Here is a 19,489-nt window from a genome sequence, read left to right as displayed (position 1 = left end):
CTCCTTTAGGCAGCGGTTAATTTCTTATGTAGGTAGCTTCCGAGTTTACGGGCTCCAAAGTTAAAGATGAGGATAAAGATGAGGAGCACGGCAGCAGAACCTGCTGATACGATGGTTCCATCTGGAATAGTTCCTTCACTATTGACTTTCCAGATGTGGACAGCCAAGGTTTCTGCTTGACGGAAGATAGAGATTGGGCTAGTCACACTGAGAATATTCCAGTTAGACCAGTCCAGAGCTGGAGCGGATTGTCCTGCAGTATAGATAAGAGCCGCAGCCTCACCAAAAATACGACCAGAAGCTAAGACGACCCCAGTCACAATACCTGGAAGGGCTTCTGGAATGACCACATGGACCACAGTCTCCCAACGAGAAATCCCAAGGGCTAAACCAGCCTCACGTTGCGTGTGGTGAACGTGTTTCAAACTGTCCTCAACATTACGAGTCATCTGAGGCAAGTTAAAAACTGTCAAGGCCAAGGCACCTGAAATGATTGAAAATCCATACTCAAACTGAACTACAAAGATCAAGTAACCAAAGAGACCTACAACCACTGATGGCAGTGAAGACAAGATTTCAATACAGGTTCTGACAAAATTGGTTACAGGACCTTTTTTAGCATATTCAGCTAGGAAAATCCCAGCCCCCATAGACAAGGGAACAGAGATAATCAAGGTAATGACCAGAAGGAAGAAGGAATTATAGAGCTGAATTCCAATCCCTCCTCCTGCTTGGTAAGAAGATGATTTGCCAGTCAAGAAAGACCAAGAGATGTGGGGCAAACCACGAACCAAGATATAGAGAATCAAGGATGCCAAGATGGCAACGATAATTCCTGCAATCGAGTAGAGGACAGCTGTTGCAATTTTATCTAATTTCTTAGCGTGCATAGTTTTTCTTTCCTCTTTCTTTCGTAATCAATTTAATCACACTGTTAAAGGCCAAACTCATCAAGAGCAAGACTAAGGCCAGTGACCAGAGAACGTTATTGTCAACTGTTCCCATAACGGTATTTCCGATACCCATGGTCAAGACAGAGGTCAAGGTCGCAGCAGGTGTTGTCAATGAAGTTGGGACGACGGCTGAGTTTCCGACCACCATCTGAATGGCCAAGGCCTCACCAAAGGCACGCGCCATCCCAAAGACCACTGCTGTAAAAATCCCTGAACGCGCTGCCTTCAAGGTCACGCGCCAGATGGTTTGCCAACGAGTGGCCCCCATAGCCAAACTAGCTTCGCGGTAGTGACGAGGCACCGCACGCAAACTGTCCGTTGTCATAAAGGTTACTGTCGGTAAAATCATGACAAAGAGAACGAAAATCCCTGACAAAATCCCAAAACCAGTTCCACCAAAGACACTGCGGACAAAGGGAACTACGACCTGCAAACCGATAAATCCATACACGACTGAAGGGATACCGACAAGCAATTCAATAGCTGGTTGCAAGATTCTAGCACCTTTTGGTGAGACCTCGGTCATAAAGACTGCCGCACCAATGGCAAAAGGAGTTGCGATAAGGGCTGATAGGATTGTGACAATAAAGGAACCCAAAATCATGGGAAGGGCACCAAATTGTTTACCTGAAGGATTCCAAGTTTGGCCAAAGAGGAAATCAAAGATGTTGACCCCATTGACAAAGAAGGTCGACAAACCTTTTTGGGCTACGAAAATCAAAATCATGGCCACAATGATGACAATCAAAGACAGGCAGGCAAAGGTCAAGCCTTTTCCTAATTTCTCTAGACGAGAGTTCTTTGAGGGAGAAAGTAATTTTTTAGCTAATTCTTCTTGATTCATTAGTGACTCCCTTCTAGTGCTGTCACCGTTCCTACAGCATCTTTTTCAACCTTCATTTCCTTAACAGAAATATAGCCCATCCCCTTAACGATTCCGCTTTGCGCTTCATCAGAGAGGACAAAGTTGAGGAATTCTGCCACCAATTCGTTTGGCTGACCTAGGGTGTACATGTGTTCATAAGACCACAAAGGCCAGTTATTGCTTGTAACATTTTCTGCAATTGGCTCATAGCCATTCAATTTCATGCGTTTCACCGAGTCATCCACATAGGCAAAGGCTAGATAAGAAATGGCTCCTGGTGTCTGGGAAACAATGTTTTTAACCATCCCATTTGAATCCTGTTCTTGACTCTGCACGGCAGATTGACCATCCATGATAACACTATCAAAGGTTGCACGTGAACCCGAACTTGCCGCACGATTGATAATGGAAATGGCTAGGTCTTTCCCACCGACTTCTTTCCAGTTGGTCACTTGACCTGTGAAGATGCTACGGAGTTGTTCAGTTGTCAGATTTTCAACATCAACTTCCTTGTTTACAATGACTGCCAAGCCCGCTACAGCAACCTTATGGTCCACTAGAGCGGATGCGTTGATACCGTCTTTTTCCTCGGCAAATACGTCTGAATTTCCTACATCAACGGCTCCAGACTGAACCTGAGACAAACCTGTACCAGATCCTCCACCTTGGACGTTGACTGTTTTTCCAACGTGCATAGAGCCAAATTCATCTGCTGCTGCTTCGACCAAAGGCTGAAGAGCCGTTGAGCCAACAGCTGTCATGGATTCCCCACGATCAATCCAGCTAGCACATCCCGCCAAAGAACCTGCTAGCAAAAGAGCCGCAAGGGATAGAGCGAGTTTTTTCCTTTTTTTCACTGTTTTTCTCCTTGAAAATAATGGTGAATGCTGTGAATTTTTTCAACTATTTATTTATGTTTTTCTTTTGAAAATTGGGAGCAAACTGAAGTTGATAGCTTAATTTTACTAGAAATTTGCTCAGTTGCCGTCTCCACCAATTTTGACTTAAAATGAAAGACAATTTGAAAAAAAATCCATACTTCCACTATAACATAGACAAGCTACTTTGACTAGCATTTTCACTTGAATCTGAGACCTTTTGGAAAATAGTTTTTCAAAACATTTCCAGTCACCTTTCCAAAGCCCAAACCATTTCCTTGAACCAAAACTTGGTACCAACCATTTGGCAGACTTTCCGCCAGCTGAACGGTTTCTCCAGCCACATACTTTACAAATTCCTCTTGATCAATTTCAACCGACTGCTTGACCTGACTCGGTTTCAAGGCTAGACCAAGAGCAAAACTAGGCTCAAAACGTTTCTTCTTAAAAGTACCCAAATGCAGTCCATTGCGAGCAATCTTGAGTTTCCCTAAATCTGGCAAGAGTTCTGGCAAGAGATAAAGTTGGTCACCAAAAGTCTGCAAGATTCCCCTTAGATTGACCTGCAAATGTTTTTGGGCAAATTCCTGCCACAAGACAACTTGTTCACGGCTGAGATTGCTCTTACTTGCCTTAAATTTAGGAGCTGTATTTTCTCCTTTAAATTGTAAATGGGCGACAAACTGACCTTCTCCCTTAAACTGATGTGGGTACATCCGAGCCGTTTCTGGCAGGTCAATACCAGATACCATTCCATTGATGTACTCTACTGGCAACAAATCAAAATCATACTCCTCCAGTAGCCAATTGACAATCTCTTCGTTTTCCTCGGGGGCCCAGGTACAGGTTGAATAAACTAAGCGACCACCTTCAGCTAGCATGTTTACTGCATCTTCCAGAATTTCTCTTTGCAAGCTAGCACATTGACTCGGATAATCTAAGCTCCAATAATCCATAGCATCTGGTTGCTTACGAAACATCCCTTCACCAGAGCAAGGAGCATCAAGGACAATGAGGTCAAAATAGCCTTTAAAAACCTTGGCCAAGCGGTCAGCAGATTCATTGGTCACCACAACATTTGTCGCTCCAAAGCGCTCCATGTTTTCAACTAAAATCTTAGCCCGTTTGCTTGAAATTTCATTGGAAACCAGGATACCTTCACCTGCTAGATAGGCTGCCAGCTGAGTTGATTTTCCACCCGGTGCAGCGGCCAAATCCAGAACCTTCATCCCATGACTGGGCTGGGCTACCTGAGCCACCATTTGAGCAGCGGGCTCTTGCGAATAAACCAAACCTGTAGCATGCTCAGGCGATTTCCCTGAAACCTTACCATAGTGACCCCAAGGAGTTTGAGGAATGGCATCAGGAAAGGAAACTGGCGCTTCTTTTAAAGGATTGACCCGAAAGGCAGAAACCGCTTCCTCCTCAAAAGAGGCAAGAAAATCTCTTGCCTCATCTCCTAGTATCTCTTCATATTTTTCAACAAATCCTTCTGGAAATTGCATTTAAGTTCTTTTCCTTTCGTAAATATAGGACTGAATTTCCTCCTGCATCTCAAGAGGTAGCATCATGACCGGTTGTCTGGTTTGAAAATCAGGAGCTTCACCAGAAAGGGTCACCACCAGATAGCCCAGACTTTCCCCTAAAATACTAGCTGCGGCATAATCCCATGGTTGCAGATAAGTAACATAGGTCAACAAACGCCCTGACAAAATCTTGGCAAAACTAATGGCCGCACTCCCATAGACACGTACACCGAGGACCGCTCGACCCAAATCAGCCAGCCCCCATTCGTTGGTTTCCAACATACCACTATTCCCTGCAATGAGAAAATCTCCAAGTGGTTTTGCTTTAAAGGGAGCTAGGGGCTTATCATTTAGACAAACTGGAAAGGCTCCACCACCGTGATAACAATCCCCTTTGACCACATCATAAATCAAACCAAATTGCCCTTGACCATTCTCAAAATAAGCCATCATGACAGCAAAATCTTCCTGCTGGGCTACAAAATTATTGGTCCCATCAATCGGATCAATAACCCAAACCCTGCCCTCTTGAACCGAGGCTCGCAGACAACCTTCTTCAGCACAAATCTTATCCTCAGGATAACGGGACAAAATCTCACTAACCAATAGCTCCTGAACTTCCTTGTCCAGTCTGGTCACCAAATCTGTTGGAGAGGACTTGGTTTCAACACACAAGTCTTCCTGCATATGGTCAAGAATGTACTGGCCCGCTCTCTTAATAAGCTCTTTGGCAAATTCGAATTTACTTTCCAAGAGAAATCTTTCCTTCCCCTTTTTCCTTAGCCGCCTGAACTGCTCGGTAAAGCGAATAGCCACTCACTGTTTCAAATTCTCGTCCCAAACGTTTCTCTTCGCTCTTGCTTGGCACAACCGCCTTGAATCCCTTATAGGAGTCCAGTAACTTTTTGGCCTCTACCTTGCCTTCATAGGCAGCTTCAACATCATTAAAAAAAGAAAGCACTGAAGCAAGTTCTTCAGTGCTCCACGACAAATCTAGTGGGTAACTATACTGTTTGTTCATTAACTAATACCAGCTCTCATTCTTGCTTCTTTTAGTTCTTGCTTACGGTAACTACGAGGGAGAAAAGCACGAATCTCATCTTCATTAAAACCGATCTGCATACGTTTGGCATCGATAATAATTGGACGACGCAAAAGACTAGGATACTGCTCAATCAAATGAAGCAATTCCGATACCGAAATACTTTCTACATCAATATCTAATTTTTGAAAAATTTTTGAACGAGTTGAAATGATGTCATCAGTACCATTTTCGGTCAAGGAAAGAATGTGTTGCAATTCTTTTCTCGTTAAAGGACTGGTCATAATATTGTGCTCCTCAAAGGGCACCTTATGTTTTTCTAACCAGGCCTTCGCCTTACGACATGAAGTACAGCTCGGTGATAGAAATAGTGTAATCATGCTTTTCTCTTCTTATCTATACTTTGCTACTTCTATTATACAAAAAAATAAAGCGCTTGACTAGAGATTTTTAGAAAAAAAGCCTATTTTTTCAAGAAAAATAGACTGTTTGCGAACGATTAACTCTTTTTGGATTTGATTAATTCATTCTTGGGGACTTATATAGTGAAGTATTGGGATCACAAAAAAGAACGCCACAATCTTGCGACACTATTTTACTTTTAAACGTATCTTCTAATCTCGATAGTAATAATCTTCAGCTCTATCTGATTTTCCAAATTCCTCAAAGAATAGACGGTCTTTGGATGAATCTGACGCACCGTGAGGCGTTCCTGCCGGTATAAAGAGTACAGGTGTTGTTGCTCGTCTTCCAATCTCAAATCTCTTTCCAACTGCTCCTTCTTGGTTCTTGGACAAAAAGATTCGTTCATATTTATTGACTAAGCCAGAATCATGAATAATCCAGTTTTTAGGTTCTGAACCAGTCCTTGACCAACTACCTGCTACTAGTGATATTTCATCCTTTTGAGGATTTCGAACAGAAGGATTACCAACTACAGGTTCACGACTCGAACTCTGAGACGTCTCCTGATTAGTACCATTCTGAGAGCTTGTATTATCAAAAGTTGTTATGCCATCTGATTTTCTGTAGAAAAACTTATCTGTTGGAATAAATGGACTATTTGAGAAGGCTATCCGATCCTTACTACTATCTGACCGGCCACCTTGAGAATGACTTGGTGTATTAGCTGGATAAACAAGGACACCTTCTTCTGTTCTTCCAACAATCAGTGCAGCTATATCTACTTTCTCTGATCCTATTTGCAAGCGATCTCCGTTACTCATACTGCCATCTGGTTTGATAGTGATTTCTTCACCCGCAGCATTAACCCAGGTATCTGCTATTAGATGCAAATTTCCATTCAAGATTTCCGGTACCTTAAATGAACGTCTCGTAGCAATCATATTGGTAGGGTAATGATTTGTTTTAGGATCGATAATATCCGCTTGCAGTATAAAACCAGTTTTACCTTCTACATCAATTTGGTACCAAATATGGCCTCTATCTTTTCTCTCTCCAGCAACCGAATTAGAAGCCGTTATTCTTTGATCCTTGCTGAGTTCAGTGAACACTTCTGAATCATAGAGTGGTTCCTTACGAACCGCAGCCTTTTCGGCAGTGACTTTCAATTCCATGGGTTGCTCCAGCTTATAAAGATAGACTGTTGGTTTATCTTCTTTACCATCTGTCAAAATCAGATAGCCGTTAGGGTCCTTGTAGCCATAAAAAGTATAGGACTGATCTTTAAAGTCTGTTTCAATGCGGTCAATCTCTTCCTGAGATATAGAAAGCGATACCTCAACTTCTGGTAGGACTGTTGTTTTGGAATAGGTCTTTCCAACAACATATGTTTTGTCGAGCTCGTAATCAATGGTCGTGATCTTCGTGTCCCCTGCATACTTTTTAATCGTAAATTGACCTTTCATCATTCCACCACGATCACGGCCATGCAACATCTCTTTTCCATCTCTTACAATAATGGCCTGACCATTATAACCAAGATCAATGGTTCCAAATAAGGGCATCTCACCTGATAAATGTTCAATCGTTCCAAAAGAACGATACCACTCATCAAAATTGTCTGTTTCAAGAGAATTCGCAATATCAATCTGATCCATTACCTCTGAAGAGGATTCTTCCTTCTTTCCACAAGCCCCTAAAAAAAGCAGGGCAACTAGGAAAACAATACTATATCGTAAATACTTTTTCATCTTTTTCAAATCTTCTCAATGATTCCTTTCTGATTGTATCCATTTTTTGTCCACCAAATAATAGCCAAATAAGATCCATCCAAAAATGTAAACAATATAACCTAAACCAGGACGACCATGTTGAAAGTCAAAATAGCATAGTTGGTAATTGAAGACACTGTTTTATCCATTGTAGCAAGTAAATTACAAAAATACAAGAATGATGATAGTGGCATGGTTATAACAGAAATTGGTACTCATAGTTTTATTTCAAACACAGAGAAATCCTTTTAAGATTATTTCCTAAAAGGATTCCTTTTCTCATACAGATTAGGCTCTCTCGTTTTTATTTCAACCAATATCTTACTAGCGAATCCATTTACCTGAGCCATCTACACGGTAACCATCTGGTGTACGTTCATTAACAGCCATCTTACCGTTAGCTTTAAGATAGTAATCGCCTACCCAAGTATTGCGGGCATAGCTACCTTCACTAGTTAAGTAATAATAAGCTCCATAATTTCTGTCATAAATCCACTCACTCTTGGCCATTTTACCATTAGATTTGAGATAGTAATTTCCAATCCAAGCGTTTCGAGCGTAGCTTCCATTTGATGTTAAATAGTAATATGATTTATAGTAATTATCATAAATCCACTCACTCTGAGCCATTTTACCATCAGATTTGAGGTAGTAATTCCCAATCCAAGCGTTTTTTACATATCCTGATTGAGCTAATATATAGTACCAGGCCCCATAATTTTTATCGTAAATCCACTCTTGCTGTGCCATTAAACCACCAGGTTTAAAGTAGAAATTCCCAAACCATTTATTTTCAACCAAGTTACCATCCGAATCTACATAATATACTCCTCTTCTATCAGAACTGCGAATATATTCGTTTCTTGCTTTAACTCCATTTTTATAGTATGAATTACCGAACCAGCCATTTTTTGCCTGATCGATATGAGTACCTGTTCCAACCATTTTATGGTCTTGGATGGTAACAATCTCAGTGTGACCATAATAACGATAGTAACCATACGGAGGCTGTTTCCAATCTCTCAAAACAATTCGATACTCGCCATCCGCAAAAGCATTCAAATTAGCCTGATTCATATCATATTCCCTTGTCACGCTTGGTTGACTAGGTGTAAAAATAGCATCAGCTAATCCAGGGAACTTTTCAGTCACTTGAGTTTTAACATTAAATAAGAAGAAGGGAATAGAAACCTCATTCATTCCTTCCGGGAAGGTATCAATACTAGCTGTAATCTTTAATTTTCCCGAACTTGTATCTTGACTCAAATTCATCTGTACTTTTAAATTCTTAACTTTAGCAGGATCGTAGTCTGATTTAGCAAGTTTAGGAGTGGCAGCCATTACTTCCTGAACGTTAACGAGAGCTGCAGTGCCTACGGCAAAAATAAACAAGGCCGATACTAATACTGTTTTCATTTTCATCATAAATTACCATCATCTCCTACTAACGAATCCATTTACCTGAACCATCTACTCGATAGCCATCTGGAGTTCGTTCACTAACGGCCATCTTACCATTAGATTTAAGGTAATAATCACCAATCCAAGCATTACGTGCATAACTACCTTCACCTGTTAGGTAATAGTATGCTCTATAATTTCTGTCATAAATCCATTCGCTCTTGGCCATTTTACCATTTGCTTTGAGGTAATAGTTACCGACCCAAGAACTACGAGCATAGCTACCTTCACCAGTCAAATAGTAATAGGCTCCATAGTTTTTATCATATACCCACTCATTTTGTGCCATGTAACCGCCAGATTTGAGGTAGTAATTGCCCACCCAAGCATTTTGAACATAGTTACCCGCAGCATCGATATAGAAGTAAGACTTATATTGGTAATCATAAATCCACTTGCTATAGACCTTGTTGCCATTTTGGTAGTAAGAGTTACCTGACCAGCCATTTTTCCCAGAAGCTGAGCTGCTAGATGTAGCAAGTGTTTGTGGTTGGGTTGCAGCTTGTCCTCGTCCACCGATACTAACGATTTTATGATCTTTAATCGTTACAATTTCAGACTGTCCGTAGTAACGGTGTTCATAGCGAGGAGCACCTTCTGTATCCTCTAATGTATCAGAATACACAATCCAATAATCTCCATCTGCTAAAGATATCAAATTATCATTATTCCAATAAAACTCTCTTGAAACTGACAATTCATAAGAAGTGAACGACATATTTGGTAGAATATATTGATGAAGTTCACCAGTGTTAACATTTTTAAAAAAACCAAAAACACTACTAATAGAATTACTGTATACTCCTCTAGGTAAACTATCAATCGTAGCCGTGATATCTAATTTCTCTAATGTAGGATGTTGTTTTAGTGTAATTTTCACATCATGTTTTTTAATCCCCACGATATCACTCGAATCTGCATGAACAACCTGTGATGAGAAGGGCAGGTTTCCTTCTGTATCAAGAACTGTAGTAGCTCCTAGTGTTGCTACTGCTAAACTAGCAAACAAAACTGGTTTGAATTTCATAGACAAACTCCTTTAAATATTATTCCCCTATACTATAGCATACTTTTCCTACTAGTGAAGAAAAACGACGAAAAAAATAGTTTTTCGCCGAAATCCCTTACAAAACTTCTCAATATCGTATCTTTTTGTTGTTTTTTTCTTATCTAGTTGAAATAGTGTATAATAAAGTAAAATCACAAGGAGATTAGTAAAATGGAAATAAATTTTGGTTCAGTTATCAAACAAATCCGAGAGGAGAGGGGCTTTACTCTAAAAGAAGCTGCTGGCACAGCCATTAGTCCCAACAACCTCAGTAAATTTGAAAAAGGCATCACAACCATCAAGGTTGACACCTACTTCAAAATCCTAGAAAATCTCAAAATCCATGATACCCATGATGTTATAATGTTGCTTATGCGTTATCAGTATCAGGATCCTTCACTTTCCGAAGCTATAAAAACTGGGTTCACAACACAAACTAAGATGCTAGAATGGATTCAAATATTAGAATCTAATACCTATTGCACTGATTATGCCTATATCCAATCTTTAGGAATGTTTAGGAATAAGGAGAATTTGTTGAAAGAAGATTGGATTATCCTCAATCGGGCTAAGACTGCCTTATTTCAACTAAACTACTGGCTTTCACTGGATTACACCTTATTTGCACTTTTAGTTGAATATTTTGACTTTCCTACAGAAACACTTCAACAAATTGCAAAAACAGCTCTTGCTTTGCTAAAAGAAACATTTGTTGATTTCATACAAAAACGAATGCTTCTATCGACACTCTTAACCATCATCCGAACCTATTCTCGAAATGGGCATTACCAACTTGCCCAAAATTTAGTGGACAAAATTGATGTATATAGAATTAAGGAATTACATTCCCTAAAAGGAGTATTGCAAGAAGCATTTATTCAAATTAAAATGCAAGAATGTTATAATTTGCTCAGACAAGATAAGAAGGAGGGAATAGAACTGGCAAGTCAGATTTTAGCCTATCTGGACAGTCTGAATGGTCTTTTCCTGGACCAAACTATTTCTCAATTGAGAGACATCTTCTATCAACAAGTCAAAATGCTCAATAAAACTGGAATTGATTGGTCATAAACTCTGGGCTGAGTTGCTACTGGCAGGTAGAGGCAGATTCGATAAACAGGGAAGAAGTTAGAAAAACAGCCGATATAGCTGCAGTTAGGAACCAACTGTGGCCATTTCGGCTGTTTTTTATGATGAATCTACATCGAAAATCTCACTTCCTACGACTTTTCAGATAAAGAAAGCCAAAGGAGCTTTCATAAAGGGCGAAAAAGAGGAGGAAGGCATGAAGGAAGAAGGTCTCTGGCAAAATCAGAATCACTGGATCCTTGGCTGGGTCAAAAAGCCAGGTATCATCCCCCACAAAGAGAATTTGATGAAAAAGAGTAAAGAATTGGTCAAAACCAATCAAAACTCCCCCAAGCCCAATCAGCAAAGGCAAGACCACTAGAGCCAGAAGCCCTTTACTAAATAGAGATAAAAAGCCTTTTTTCACAATCCCTTTGACAAAGAAATAGAAACTTGGCAGTGTCACTAGAGATACTATCTGAACCAAGTGGAAGAGATTCTTGACCACCTCAAAGTGGTGCAGACCAGCTGCTGACGAACGAAAATCAGGCATCTGCAAGACCTGACTAAAAGGATTGGTCAGATAATTCATCAAAATATAAAAGTTGTATTGAATGGTTTCTGGTTTTAGATAGACCCGATTGGTCAAATTCAGCCACTGAATTTCCAGCGGATAAAAAATCCAAGCCAAATAAATGGTCAAAAGGATTGAGAGGGAGAGGAGAAAAAGCATAGAGCTCCAAAAGGTCAGTTTAGTTTTCATCAAAGTTCCACTCCGCAAGACTAGAAACCACATGAGTCGGTGCGATTGGTAGGTCTGCTACTTCTTCTGCCTTGGTAAAACCTGTCGTCACCAAGAGCGTTGGAATGCCATTATCAATCCCAGCTCGAATATCAGTCAAATAGTTATCTCCAACCATAATCAACTCTTCACGTTCCAAACCTAAGTGCTCAACCGCCTTGTCCATAATGATAGCATTTGGTTTTCCAATATAAACAGGCTTCACTCGTGTTGCTACTTCAAGTAGCGTAATCAGTGAACCAGCACCTGGCAAAAGCCCTCGTTCTGTCGGGATGTTGAGGTCAGGGTTGGTTCCGATAAAGTGGGCACCCTTTTGAATAGCTAGAGTTGCTGTCGCAAATTTTTCATAGTCGACTTGCCAGTCCAGCCCTACTACCACATAGGCAGGATTTTCCTTGTCTTCCACATATCCAGCCGCCTTGATGGCTTCCTTGAGCCCTGATTCTCCGATGACATATACTGTCTTTTCAAGCCCCAAGTCGTTCATATAGTCGATAGTCGCCAAAGTCGCTGTGTAGACAGTCGATAGAGGCGTATCAATATTAAAATTCTGAGCCAACATCTCCTGAACACTCTCTGGAGTGCGGGTTGTATTGTTAGTCACAAAGAGATAGGGGATGTCTCGCTTTTGCAATTCGTGGACAAAAGCCTCTCCAGCTGGGATTCTGTCTTTTCCCTTATAAATCGTTCCGTCTAAATCAATTAAATAGCCTTTATATTTCATCTATTTCTTCCTAATCCTTCTTCATTTCTTGCCAAGTGATGATAGCTTGGGCATTGGTAGCACCGTCGCTTGTAATCTCATGTTTGCTTTCCAGTCCAGACCGTTCAACAGCCGATGTAATCACCCCACCTGGTCGAACTTCCTTTACATACTTGAGGTTGATTTTCTTGGGAATATACTGGGTCAAAAAATCTGCTCCCATCACTTCAAAAATCCAGTCCAAGTATTTACTGTTATTGACATGACCATTCATATCCAAATCGTAAAAACGAACATGGTAATCCTTGCTAATTGGCTCGTTCAAGGACTCATACTTTGGTCCACGGATGATCTTTTTATCAAAATCAGACTGGTAAGGAGCCACAATCTCAGGTTCGACAGCATGGACTTTTCGACTATCTCGATCCATGAGAACAAAGGTCGCCATCATGTGGATGAGTTCCCATCCCTCTTCATCATAAATAGTAAAGCGACGGTAGCAAAAAAGTCGATTGTAGCTCAAAGCTTCCGTTTCGATGGTAATTTCTTCCGCAAAACGAGGCAAACGAACCACCTCAATATCGTATTCTGTGATAATCCAGACCAGATTATGCTCTTCCAAAATGGCCTTATCACTAACTCCTAACTCAATCGACTGCATCCCTGAAACTTGAAGGGATAGCAAAATCACATCTGGAAGCTTGATATGACCGTTCATATCAGCCATATCAAAAGGAATTTTCATTTTCATTCGATAAGTTAAGCCCATCATCTACTCCAAAATAAATCGTTCTGCTACGGTGTCTCCTAAAAAGAGACCTCTTTTTGTCATACGAACTCGGTCACCATCTATTTGCATGAGACCTTGTTGAACCAATTCTCTGACAATTTCTCCATAAAGTCCATCGAAAGACCGTCCAAATTTTTCCTCAAATCGCGCCATGGAAACCCCTGATTTCTTGCGGAGTCCCAAGAACATTTCTTCTTCCATTTGCTCTTTTTGACTCAGGTGCTCTTCTGTGATGCGAGCATTGCCTTCCTCAACTGCATTAAGATAATGACGAATGGGACCATGATTTTTATAGCGTACTCCATTTACATAACCAGAGGCCCCAGCACCGATGCCATAGTATTCAGCATTGTCCCAGTACATGAGATTGTGGCGACTTTCAAAACCAGGCTTTGAGAAATTAGAAATCTCATAATGTTCAAAACCAGCTCGCTCCAGCTCTGCGATGATATACTCAAACATCTCAGCCTCAAGTTCCTCCTTAGGCAGAGGCAATTTCCCTCGTCGCATACGGTTCATAAAGACCGTATGATTTTCCAAAATCAAACTATACAAACTCATATGGGGAATATCCAGCCCAATGGCCTTAGCCACATTGTCCTTAACTTGCTCCATAGTCTGACCAGGCAGTGCATAAATCAAGTCAATAGAGATATTGTCAAAACCAGCCAGTTTCAGGCGGTCGATATTTTCATAAATGTCCTTCTCCAAATGACTGCGCCCAATCTTTTTCAGCATTTTGTTATCAAAAGTTTGCACACCTAGCGAAACACGATTGACAGCCGAGTTTTTCAAAACAGCTATCTTATCTGCATCCAAATCGCCTGGGTTGGCCTCAATGGTCAACTCTTCCAAGACTGACAAATCTAGATTTTTAGTCAAGCCATTTAAGAGCACCTCTAATTGCGGTGCTGACAAAGCCGTTGGCGTCCCACCACCGATGTAAAGGGTTCGTAACTTTTGAATGTCATAAGAACGAAACTCTTCCAGCAAATGCTCCAAATAACTATCTACCGGCTGATTCTTGATAAAAACTTTTGAAAAGTCACAGTAATAACAAATCTGGGTACAAAATGGGATGTGCACATAGGCTGACGTTGGTTTTTTCTGCATAGTAATTATTATACCACAAAGACAGGCTACGAGAAAAAAATCACCATCCCCAGATACATAGTCCGTCCAGAGATGGTGATGGTTTATTCTTCTGTTATGTCAATAACAATCTCTTCTGATTCATCAAGAGTTTCAGCCTTTTCTTGCCATTGCTCCTTGAGATTATTGAATCGATCTTTTGATGCTTCTGTCGCTTGACGAGCACATGATTTGGCTTGAGCAAGGACACTGTCCACAGTGATTTCACCTGACTCAACCTGTTCTTTGGTTTTAAGAACAAAATCTGTAGCCTGCTCCTTGACTTCTGTCAGTTTTCCACAGACCTGCTCCTTGGCATACTCAGGATCTTCTCTCAAATCATCTAGAAAATCTTGAGCCTGACTGCAAACTTGTTTGCCCTTGTCGCTTGTTAAAAACAAGGCGAGAGCTGCACCTGAAACGGTTCCTAAAAGGATTGAGGATAGTTTACCCATAAGAATTCTCCTTTTTTATTTTTTGAAAAATTTACTTGCTACACGAAGGGCTGACAAACTTGCACCAGTCTTAAGTGTTTTTGAACCAGCTGAAGAAGCTTTCTTGCTCAAGACACGCGCATGGTCATTGAGGTCTGAAACAGATAGAGATAAATCTGCCACTGCACTAAAGAGTGGATCAATCGTTGCCACCTTGACATTGATATCATCTGCCAAGACATTGACCTTAGCCAGCAATTCATTGGTATGATGCAAGGTCACATCCACATCTGAAGTCAAGGTTTTAATCGTCTTCTCTGTTTCATCGATAACACGTCCAAGCTTTTGTACAGTAATGATTAAATACACTAAAAATACAATCAAAGCAAGGGCTACAAGAATATATGCAACTTCTAACATTTAGTTTTCCTCCTCTGAAATATAGTAAGGGGCCTTCTTTCGATTTTGATATAGAACGATAAAAATACCCAGTCCGATAAGAACAACTGATAGCCATTGAGACACTCGAAGGCCAAAGAACATGAGGCTATCTGTTCGCATGCCTTCGATGACCATACGACCGAAACCATACCAAATCAAGTAAAAGGCAGTGATATGACCTCGTCTGAGACTCTTCCATTTTCGTCTCAATATCAAAATCAAGGCAAAGCCAAGTAGATTCCAAAGAGACTCATAAAGGAAGGTCGGCTGACGGTAGCTCCCTTCAATATACATCTGGTCACGGATAAAGCCAGGTAGATAATCCAGATTATCCACTGCTGCACCATAGGCTTCTTGGTTAAAGAAATTGCCCCAGCGACCCAAACTTTGGGCAATCATGACGCTTGGCGCCGCAATGTCTAGAAAATCCCAAGTATTGATGAGTTTGCGATCAGCAAAGATATAGAGTACAATAGCCCCAGTTATCAAACCACCGTAAAAAGCCAAACCACCATTCCAAATGGCAAAAATTTCTCCCAAGTTCTGACTATAGTAATCAAAACGGAAAATAACATAATAGAGACGAGCTCCTAAAATAGCCAGAGGAAAGGCTATCAAGATAAAATCTAAAATATCGTCTGGTATGATCTTCTTTCTAGGTGCTTCTTTCATGGTCAAATAAACCGCAAGAATCAAGCCTGTTACAATACACAAGGCATACCATCGAATGGCTAGAGGGCCTAGATGAATCGCAATTGGATCAAACATTAGGCACCTCCTCGTTTTGAGCAATGAGATTGGTCAAGCGTTCTTCGAACAAACGCGTCGCATCAAAGCCCATTTCCTTGGCACGATAATTCATGGCAGCAGCCTCAATCACGACAGAGATATTACGACCTGTTTTCACTGGAATGCGGATACGAGGAATGGCTACGCCAGAAATTTCTATTTCCTCTGCATTGTTTCCAAGACGATCAAAAGTTTTATGTGTATCGTAATTTTCCAAATAAACAGCCAGCTGGACTTGTGAAGAATCCTTGACGGCACTCGCACCGTAGAGGCTCATGACATCGATAATCCCAACCCCACGAATTTCAATCAGGTGTCTCAAGATTTCAGCTGGTTCACCCCAAAGAGTAATCTCATCCTTGGCAAAGATATCGACACGATCATCGGCTACCAAGCGGTGACCACGTTTGACAAGCTCTAGACCTGTCTCACTCTTACCGATGCCACTATCACCTTGAATCAAGACACCCATTCCATAGATATCCATCAAGACACCGTGCACACTGGTCCGTTCTGCTAAACGTGAATCCAGATAACTAGATAACTCTCCAGATAAACGACTGGTTGCCGTACGGCTGGTTAAAATGGCAATCTTACATTCTCTGGCTGCCTTTAGCATCTCCTCTGGAACCACCAAACCACGAGCAACAATGACCGCAGGTGTCTCAGGTAGAAACATTTTTTTCAAGACTTGGTAACGGTTGTGAGAGGACATCGAAACGAGATAGGACCACTCCTTCATTCCCAAGAGTTGGATTCGCTCAGGCGTATAATAGTCAAAATAGCCCGTCATTTCAAGACCAGGTCGCGTAATGTCCGCGGTATTAATTTCCTTTTCAAGTAATTCTGGTTCGCCATAGACAATGTCTAGTCTGAGCTTTTCAATCACTTCTTTTACTAAAACCGACATCATTTCCTCCTTCAATCGAGTTCTTTTTACTATTATATCAAATTGTCCTTAGAAGTTTCAGATTTTTGCAGGCTTTGAAGTATTTATTTATACTCAATGAAAATCAAAGAGCAAACTAGGAAACTAGCCGCAGGCTGTACTTGAGTACGGCAAGGCGACGTTGACATGGTTTGAAGAGATTTTCGAAGAGTATTAAGAGAAAAAAGACTAGATTTCTCCAGCCTTTCATTTCTAATTAGAATTTTTTACGTTTACGAGCTGCTTCTGATTTACGTTTACGTTTTACAGAAGGTTTTTCATAGAATTCACGTTTGCGTGTTTCTTGAAGAGTACCAGCTTTAGTAACCGCACGTTTGAAACGACGAAGTGCGTCGTCAAGAGATTCATTCTTACGTACTACTGTTTTAGACATTTTTTTCACTCCCTTCAAGTTCAAGATCTATTCTATTTTACACGTAAAAGGAATAATTGTCAAGAAAAAATCCGGTTTAATTTTGATTTTTTCTTCCATTTATACAAGTCTTGAAAGCATTAAATAGAAAAACTGAAGGGTGCTGATTTTTTATTTTTCTAACAAGCTTAGCGCTTCTGCATCTGCGATGATCGTCACATCAGAGTGGTTTTGTAGGCTACTTGCTGGGAGATTCTCAGTCACTGGGCCAGACACTGTTCCGGCAATGGCTTCTGCTTTCGACTCACCGTAAGCAAAGAGAATAATTGACTTGGCATCCAAGATGTTTTTAATTCCCATTGAAATGGCTTGAGTTGGAACGTCTTCAATCTTGTCAAAGAAGCGAGCATTGGCTTCAATAGTAGACTGGTCAAGTTCTACTAGATGCGTTTGACTATCAAATGGAGTTCCTGGCTCGTTAAAGCCGATGTGTCCATTGCGACCAATCCCCAAGATTTGGAGATCAACTGGATGGTCAGACAAAATTTGATTGTAGCGTTCTACTTCTTCTTCAGCATTGTCCTTAACCCCACGAGGCAAGAAGCTTTCTTTAAATGGTTTTTGGTTGAACAAGTTTTCCTGCATGAAGTAACGATAAGACTGCGGATTGTCCCCATCAAGCCCTACATACTCATCAAGGTTCACACTGGTTAGATTTGAAAAATCAAGGTCACTCTCAACGATTTCCTTGTAAAATTCAAGTGGACTGCTTCCTGTCGCAAGTCCTAATGTTTGAGCACCATTGGCCAATTTTTCCTTCAAAATCTCAAAAGCTACTTTTCCACCTTCGACTTGGTTTTCAACTTTAATAACTTTCATCTTTTCATCCTCCGTTTTAATCTATATTCATTATATGGTATAGACCAATTTTTGTCAAGTGAAAACGATTTATTTTCTAAAAAAGAGCGACTATACTTGAAACATGTTATAATGGATAGGATTAGAACTTAGAAAGAATGAACAGATATATGAATACAGCTGATTTTGATTTCCACTTACCCGAGGAATTGATTGCCCAAACGCCCCTTGAAAAACGAGATGCTTCCAAACTCCTCATTGTCAACCGTGATACTGGAGAAATGCAGGATAAACACTTCCACTCTATTATTGATATGCTGGAACCTGGTGACGCCCTTGTTATGAACGACACCCGAGTTCTCCCTGCCCGCCTCTATGGTCAAAAGGAAGAAACTGGAGGTCATGTGGAACTTCTCCTGCTTAAAAATACTAATGGAGATGAGTGGGAAGTTCTGGCTAAACCTGCCAAACGCCTCAAGGTCGGTACTCGTGTCAGCTTTGGTGATGGCCGTCTCAGCGCTGTTGTTACGGAAGAATTGACTCACGGGGGCCGCATTGTCCGCTTTGAATACCAAGGAATTTTCCTAGAAGTTTTGGAAAGTCTGGGTGAAATGCCTCTACCGCCTTATATCCATGAAAAACTGGATGACCGTGAACGCTATCAAACCGTCTACGCCAAGGAAAGTGGCTCTGCTGCTGCACCAACTGCTGGACTGCACTTCACCAAAGAACTGCTGGCAGAAATCCAAGCTAAGGGTGTTCATCTGGTCTATCTGACTCTTCATGTCGGACTTGGAACCTTTAGACCCGTTTCAGTTGACAATCTGGACGAACACGAAATGCACTCAGAATTCTACCAGCTTTCTGAGGAAGCGGCTGCCACTCTTCGCTCTGTTAAGGAAAATGGGGGGCGTGTCATCGCTGTCGGAACCACTTCTATACGCACTTTGGAGACTATTGGTTCCAAGTTTGATGGGCAAATCCAAGCAGATTCTGGCTGGACCAATATCTTTATCAAACCTGGGTATGAGTGGAAGGTCGTGGATGCCTTCTCAACCAACTTCCACCTGCCAAAATCAACTCTGGTCATGTTGGTTTCTGCCTTTGCCGGCCGTGAATTAGTCTTAGATGCCTACCACCATGCCATCCAAGAACACTACCGCTTCTTCAGTTTTGGCGATGCCATGTTTATCTACTAATTTTCACAATCAAAAAGCGCATATTA

At 41.0% G+C, this 19,489-nt stretch carries 22 protein-coding genes; 2 read left to right on the top strand and 20 right to left on the bottom strand.

Annotation, left to right across the window (positions count from 1 at the left end; all coding sequences use genetic code 11):
• Positions 1-5 precede the first annotated feature (5 nt).
• From pstA to F9B91_RS03925, 10 genes are all read right to left on the bottom strand, one after another.
• Positions 6-890 (bottom strand): phosphate ABC transporter permease PstA, encoded by an 885-nt coding sequence (gene pstA, locus F9B91_RS03970; RefSeq protein ID WP_000543046.1) that lies wholly within the window; start codon positions 888-890, stop codon positions 6-8.
• The gene (gene pstC / locus F9B91_RS03965; RefSeq protein WP_001070903.1) at positions 880-1,797 is read right to left on the bottom strand and encodes a phosphate ABC transporter permease subunit PstC; all 918 of its coding nucleotides are present in this window, start codon (positions 1,795-1,797) and stop codon (positions 880-882) included. Before pstC ends, pstA begins: the two co-directional genes overlap by 11 nt.
• Positions 1,797-2,675 (bottom strand): phosphate ABC transporter substrate-binding protein PstS family protein, encoded by an 879-nt coding sequence (locus F9B91_RS03960; RefSeq protein WP_020903179.1) that lies wholly within the window; start codon positions 2,673-2,675, stop codon positions 1,797-1,799. The genes pstC and F9B91_RS03960 overlap by 1 nt, the downstream gene beginning before the upstream one ends.
• Before the next feature lie 221 nt (positions 2,676-2,896).
• Complete coding sequence (locus F9B91_RS03955) at positions 2,897-4,201, bottom strand: RsmF rRNA methyltransferase first C-terminal domain-containing protein (RefSeq protein WP_150922560.1); 1,305 nt, start codon at positions 4,199-4,201, stop codon at positions 2,897-2,899.
• Positions 4,202-4,975 carry an inositol monophosphatase family protein gene (locus tag F9B91_RS03950; protein WP_150922559.1) on the bottom strand — a complete coding sequence of 258 codons (774 nt, stop codon included), beginning with the start codon at positions 4,973-4,975 and terminating at the stop codon, positions 4,202-4,204.
• Positions 4,965-5,243 carry a UPF0223 family protein gene (locus F9B91_RS03945; protein ID WP_001041974.1) on the bottom strand — a complete coding sequence of 93 codons (279 nt, stop codon included), beginning with the start codon at positions 5,241-5,243 and terminating at the stop codon, positions 4,965-4,967. Before F9B91_RS03945 ends, F9B91_RS03950 begins: the two co-directional genes overlap by 11 nt.
• Positions 5,243-5,644, bottom strand: coding sequence for a Spx/MgsR family RNA polymerase-binding regulatory protein (locus F9B91_RS03940; RefSeq protein WP_000631254.1), 402 nt, complete (start codon positions 5,642-5,644; stop codon positions 5,243-5,245). Before F9B91_RS03940 ends, F9B91_RS03945 begins: the two co-directional genes overlap by 1 nt.
• A gap of 234 nt (positions 5,645-5,878) precedes the next feature.
• Positions 5,879-7,417 (bottom strand): DUF6287 domain-containing protein, encoded by a 1,539-nt coding sequence (locus F9B91_RS03935; RefSeq protein ID WP_033686778.1) that lies wholly within the window; start codon positions 7,415-7,417, stop codon positions 5,879-5,881.
• A gap of 345 nt (positions 7,418-7,762) precedes the next feature.
• Positions 7,763-8,863 carry a hypothetical protein gene (locus tag F9B91_RS12155; protein WP_045597016.1) on the bottom strand — a complete coding sequence of 367 codons (1,101 nt, stop codon included), beginning with the start codon at positions 8,861-8,863 and terminating at the stop codon, positions 7,763-7,765.
• A gap of 19 nt (positions 8,864-8,882) precedes the next feature.
• Positions 8,883-9,926, bottom strand: a complete 1,044-nt coding sequence (locus tag F9B91_RS03925; protein WP_150922558.1) for an endo-beta-N-acetylglucosaminidase — start codon at positions 9,924-9,926, stop codon at positions 8,883-8,885.
• A gap of 192 nt (positions 9,927-10,118) precedes the next feature.
• Between F9B91_RS03925 and F9B91_RS11295 the strand changes: the two genes are divergently transcribed.
• A complete protein-coding gene (locus F9B91_RS11295; RefSeq protein WP_191962409.1) occupies positions 10,119-11,018 on the top strand; it encodes a helix-turn-helix domain-containing protein in 900 nt (299 codons plus the stop codon).
• 142 nt (positions 11,019-11,160) lie between these two features.
• Here F9B91_RS11295 and F9B91_RS03915 read toward each other — a convergent pair whose 3' ends face one another.
• From F9B91_RS03915 to F9B91_RS03870, 10 genes are all read right to left on the bottom strand, one after another.
• Positions 11,161-11,778 carry a TIGR01906 family membrane protein gene (locus tag F9B91_RS03915; protein ID WP_150922656.1) on the bottom strand — a complete coding sequence of 206 codons (618 nt, stop codon included), beginning with the start codon at positions 11,776-11,778 and terminating at the stop codon, positions 11,161-11,163.
• The gene (locus F9B91_RS03910) at positions 11,768-12,541 is read right to left on the bottom strand and encodes a TIGR01457 family HAD-type hydrolase (protein WP_000875447.1); all 774 of its coding nucleotides are present in this window, start codon (positions 12,539-12,541) and stop codon (positions 11,768-11,770) included. Before F9B91_RS03910 ends, F9B91_RS03915 begins: the two co-directional genes overlap by 11 nt.
• 10 nt (positions 12,542-12,551) lie before the next feature.
• Complete coding sequence (locus tag F9B91_RS03905; protein WP_150922557.1) at positions 12,552-13,289, bottom strand: acyl-[acyl-carrier-protein] thioesterase; 738 nt, start codon at positions 13,287-13,289, stop codon at positions 12,552-12,554.
• 3 nt (positions 13,290-13,292) lie between these two features.
• Complete coding sequence (gene hemW / locus F9B91_RS03900) at positions 13,293-14,423, bottom strand: radical SAM family heme chaperone HemW (RefSeq protein WP_023946292.1); 1,131 nt, start codon at positions 14,421-14,423, stop codon at positions 13,293-13,295.
• Between the two features lie 83 nt (positions 14,424-14,506).
• Positions 14,507-14,896: a YtxH domain-containing protein gene (locus F9B91_RS03895; protein ID WP_023946290.1), complete on the bottom strand. Its 390-nt coding sequence runs from the start codon at positions 14,894-14,896 to the stop codon at positions 14,507-14,509.
• Between the two features lie 15 nt (positions 14,897-14,911).
• The gene (locus F9B91_RS03890) at positions 14,912-15,295 is read right to left on the bottom strand and encodes a DUF948 domain-containing protein (RefSeq protein WP_000895044.1); all 384 of its coding nucleotides are present in this window, start codon (positions 15,293-15,295) and stop codon (positions 14,912-14,914) included.
• Positions 15,296-16,084 (bottom strand): prolipoprotein diacylglyceryl transferase, encoded by a 789-nt coding sequence (gene lgt, locus F9B91_RS03885; RefSeq protein WP_150922556.1) that lies wholly within the window; start codon positions 16,082-16,084, stop codon positions 15,296-15,298.
• Positions 16,077-17,015 (bottom strand): HPr(Ser) kinase/phosphatase, encoded by a 939-nt coding sequence (hprK, locus tag F9B91_RS03880; protein WP_049516049.1) that lies wholly within the window; start codon positions 17,013-17,015, stop codon positions 16,077-16,079. Before hprK ends, lgt begins: the two co-directional genes overlap by 8 nt.
• A 235-nt stretch (positions 17,016-17,250) precedes the next feature.
• The gene (rpsU, locus tag F9B91_RS03875; protein WP_000048054.1) at positions 17,251-17,427 is read right to left on the bottom strand and encodes a 30S ribosomal protein S21; all 177 of its coding nucleotides are present in this window, start codon (positions 17,425-17,427) and stop codon (positions 17,251-17,253) included.
• Between the two features lie 150 nt (positions 17,428-17,577).
• Entirely contained in the window at positions 17,578-18,285 is a 708-nt protein-coding gene (locus tag F9B91_RS03870) for a glucosamine-6-phosphate deaminase (protein WP_150922555.1), read from the bottom strand.
• Between the two features lie 149 nt (positions 18,286-18,434).
• Between F9B91_RS03870 and queA the strand changes: the two genes are divergently transcribed.
• Positions 18,435-19,463: a tRNA preQ1(34) S-adenosylmethionine ribosyltransferase-isomerase QueA gene (gene queA, locus F9B91_RS03865; RefSeq protein ID WP_150922554.1), complete on the top strand. Its 1,029-nt coding sequence runs from the start codon at positions 18,435-18,437 to the stop codon at positions 19,461-19,463.
• The last annotated feature ends 26 nt before the right edge of the window (positions 19,464-19,489 follow it).

Origin of the sequence: Streptococcus mitis, assembly GCF_008763935.1 — a bacterium.
GTDB lineage: Bacteria > Bacillota > Bacilli > Lactobacillales > Streptococcaceae > Streptococcus > Streptococcus mitis_DB.
This window is presented reverse-complemented; position numbering and strand designations above follow the sequence as displayed.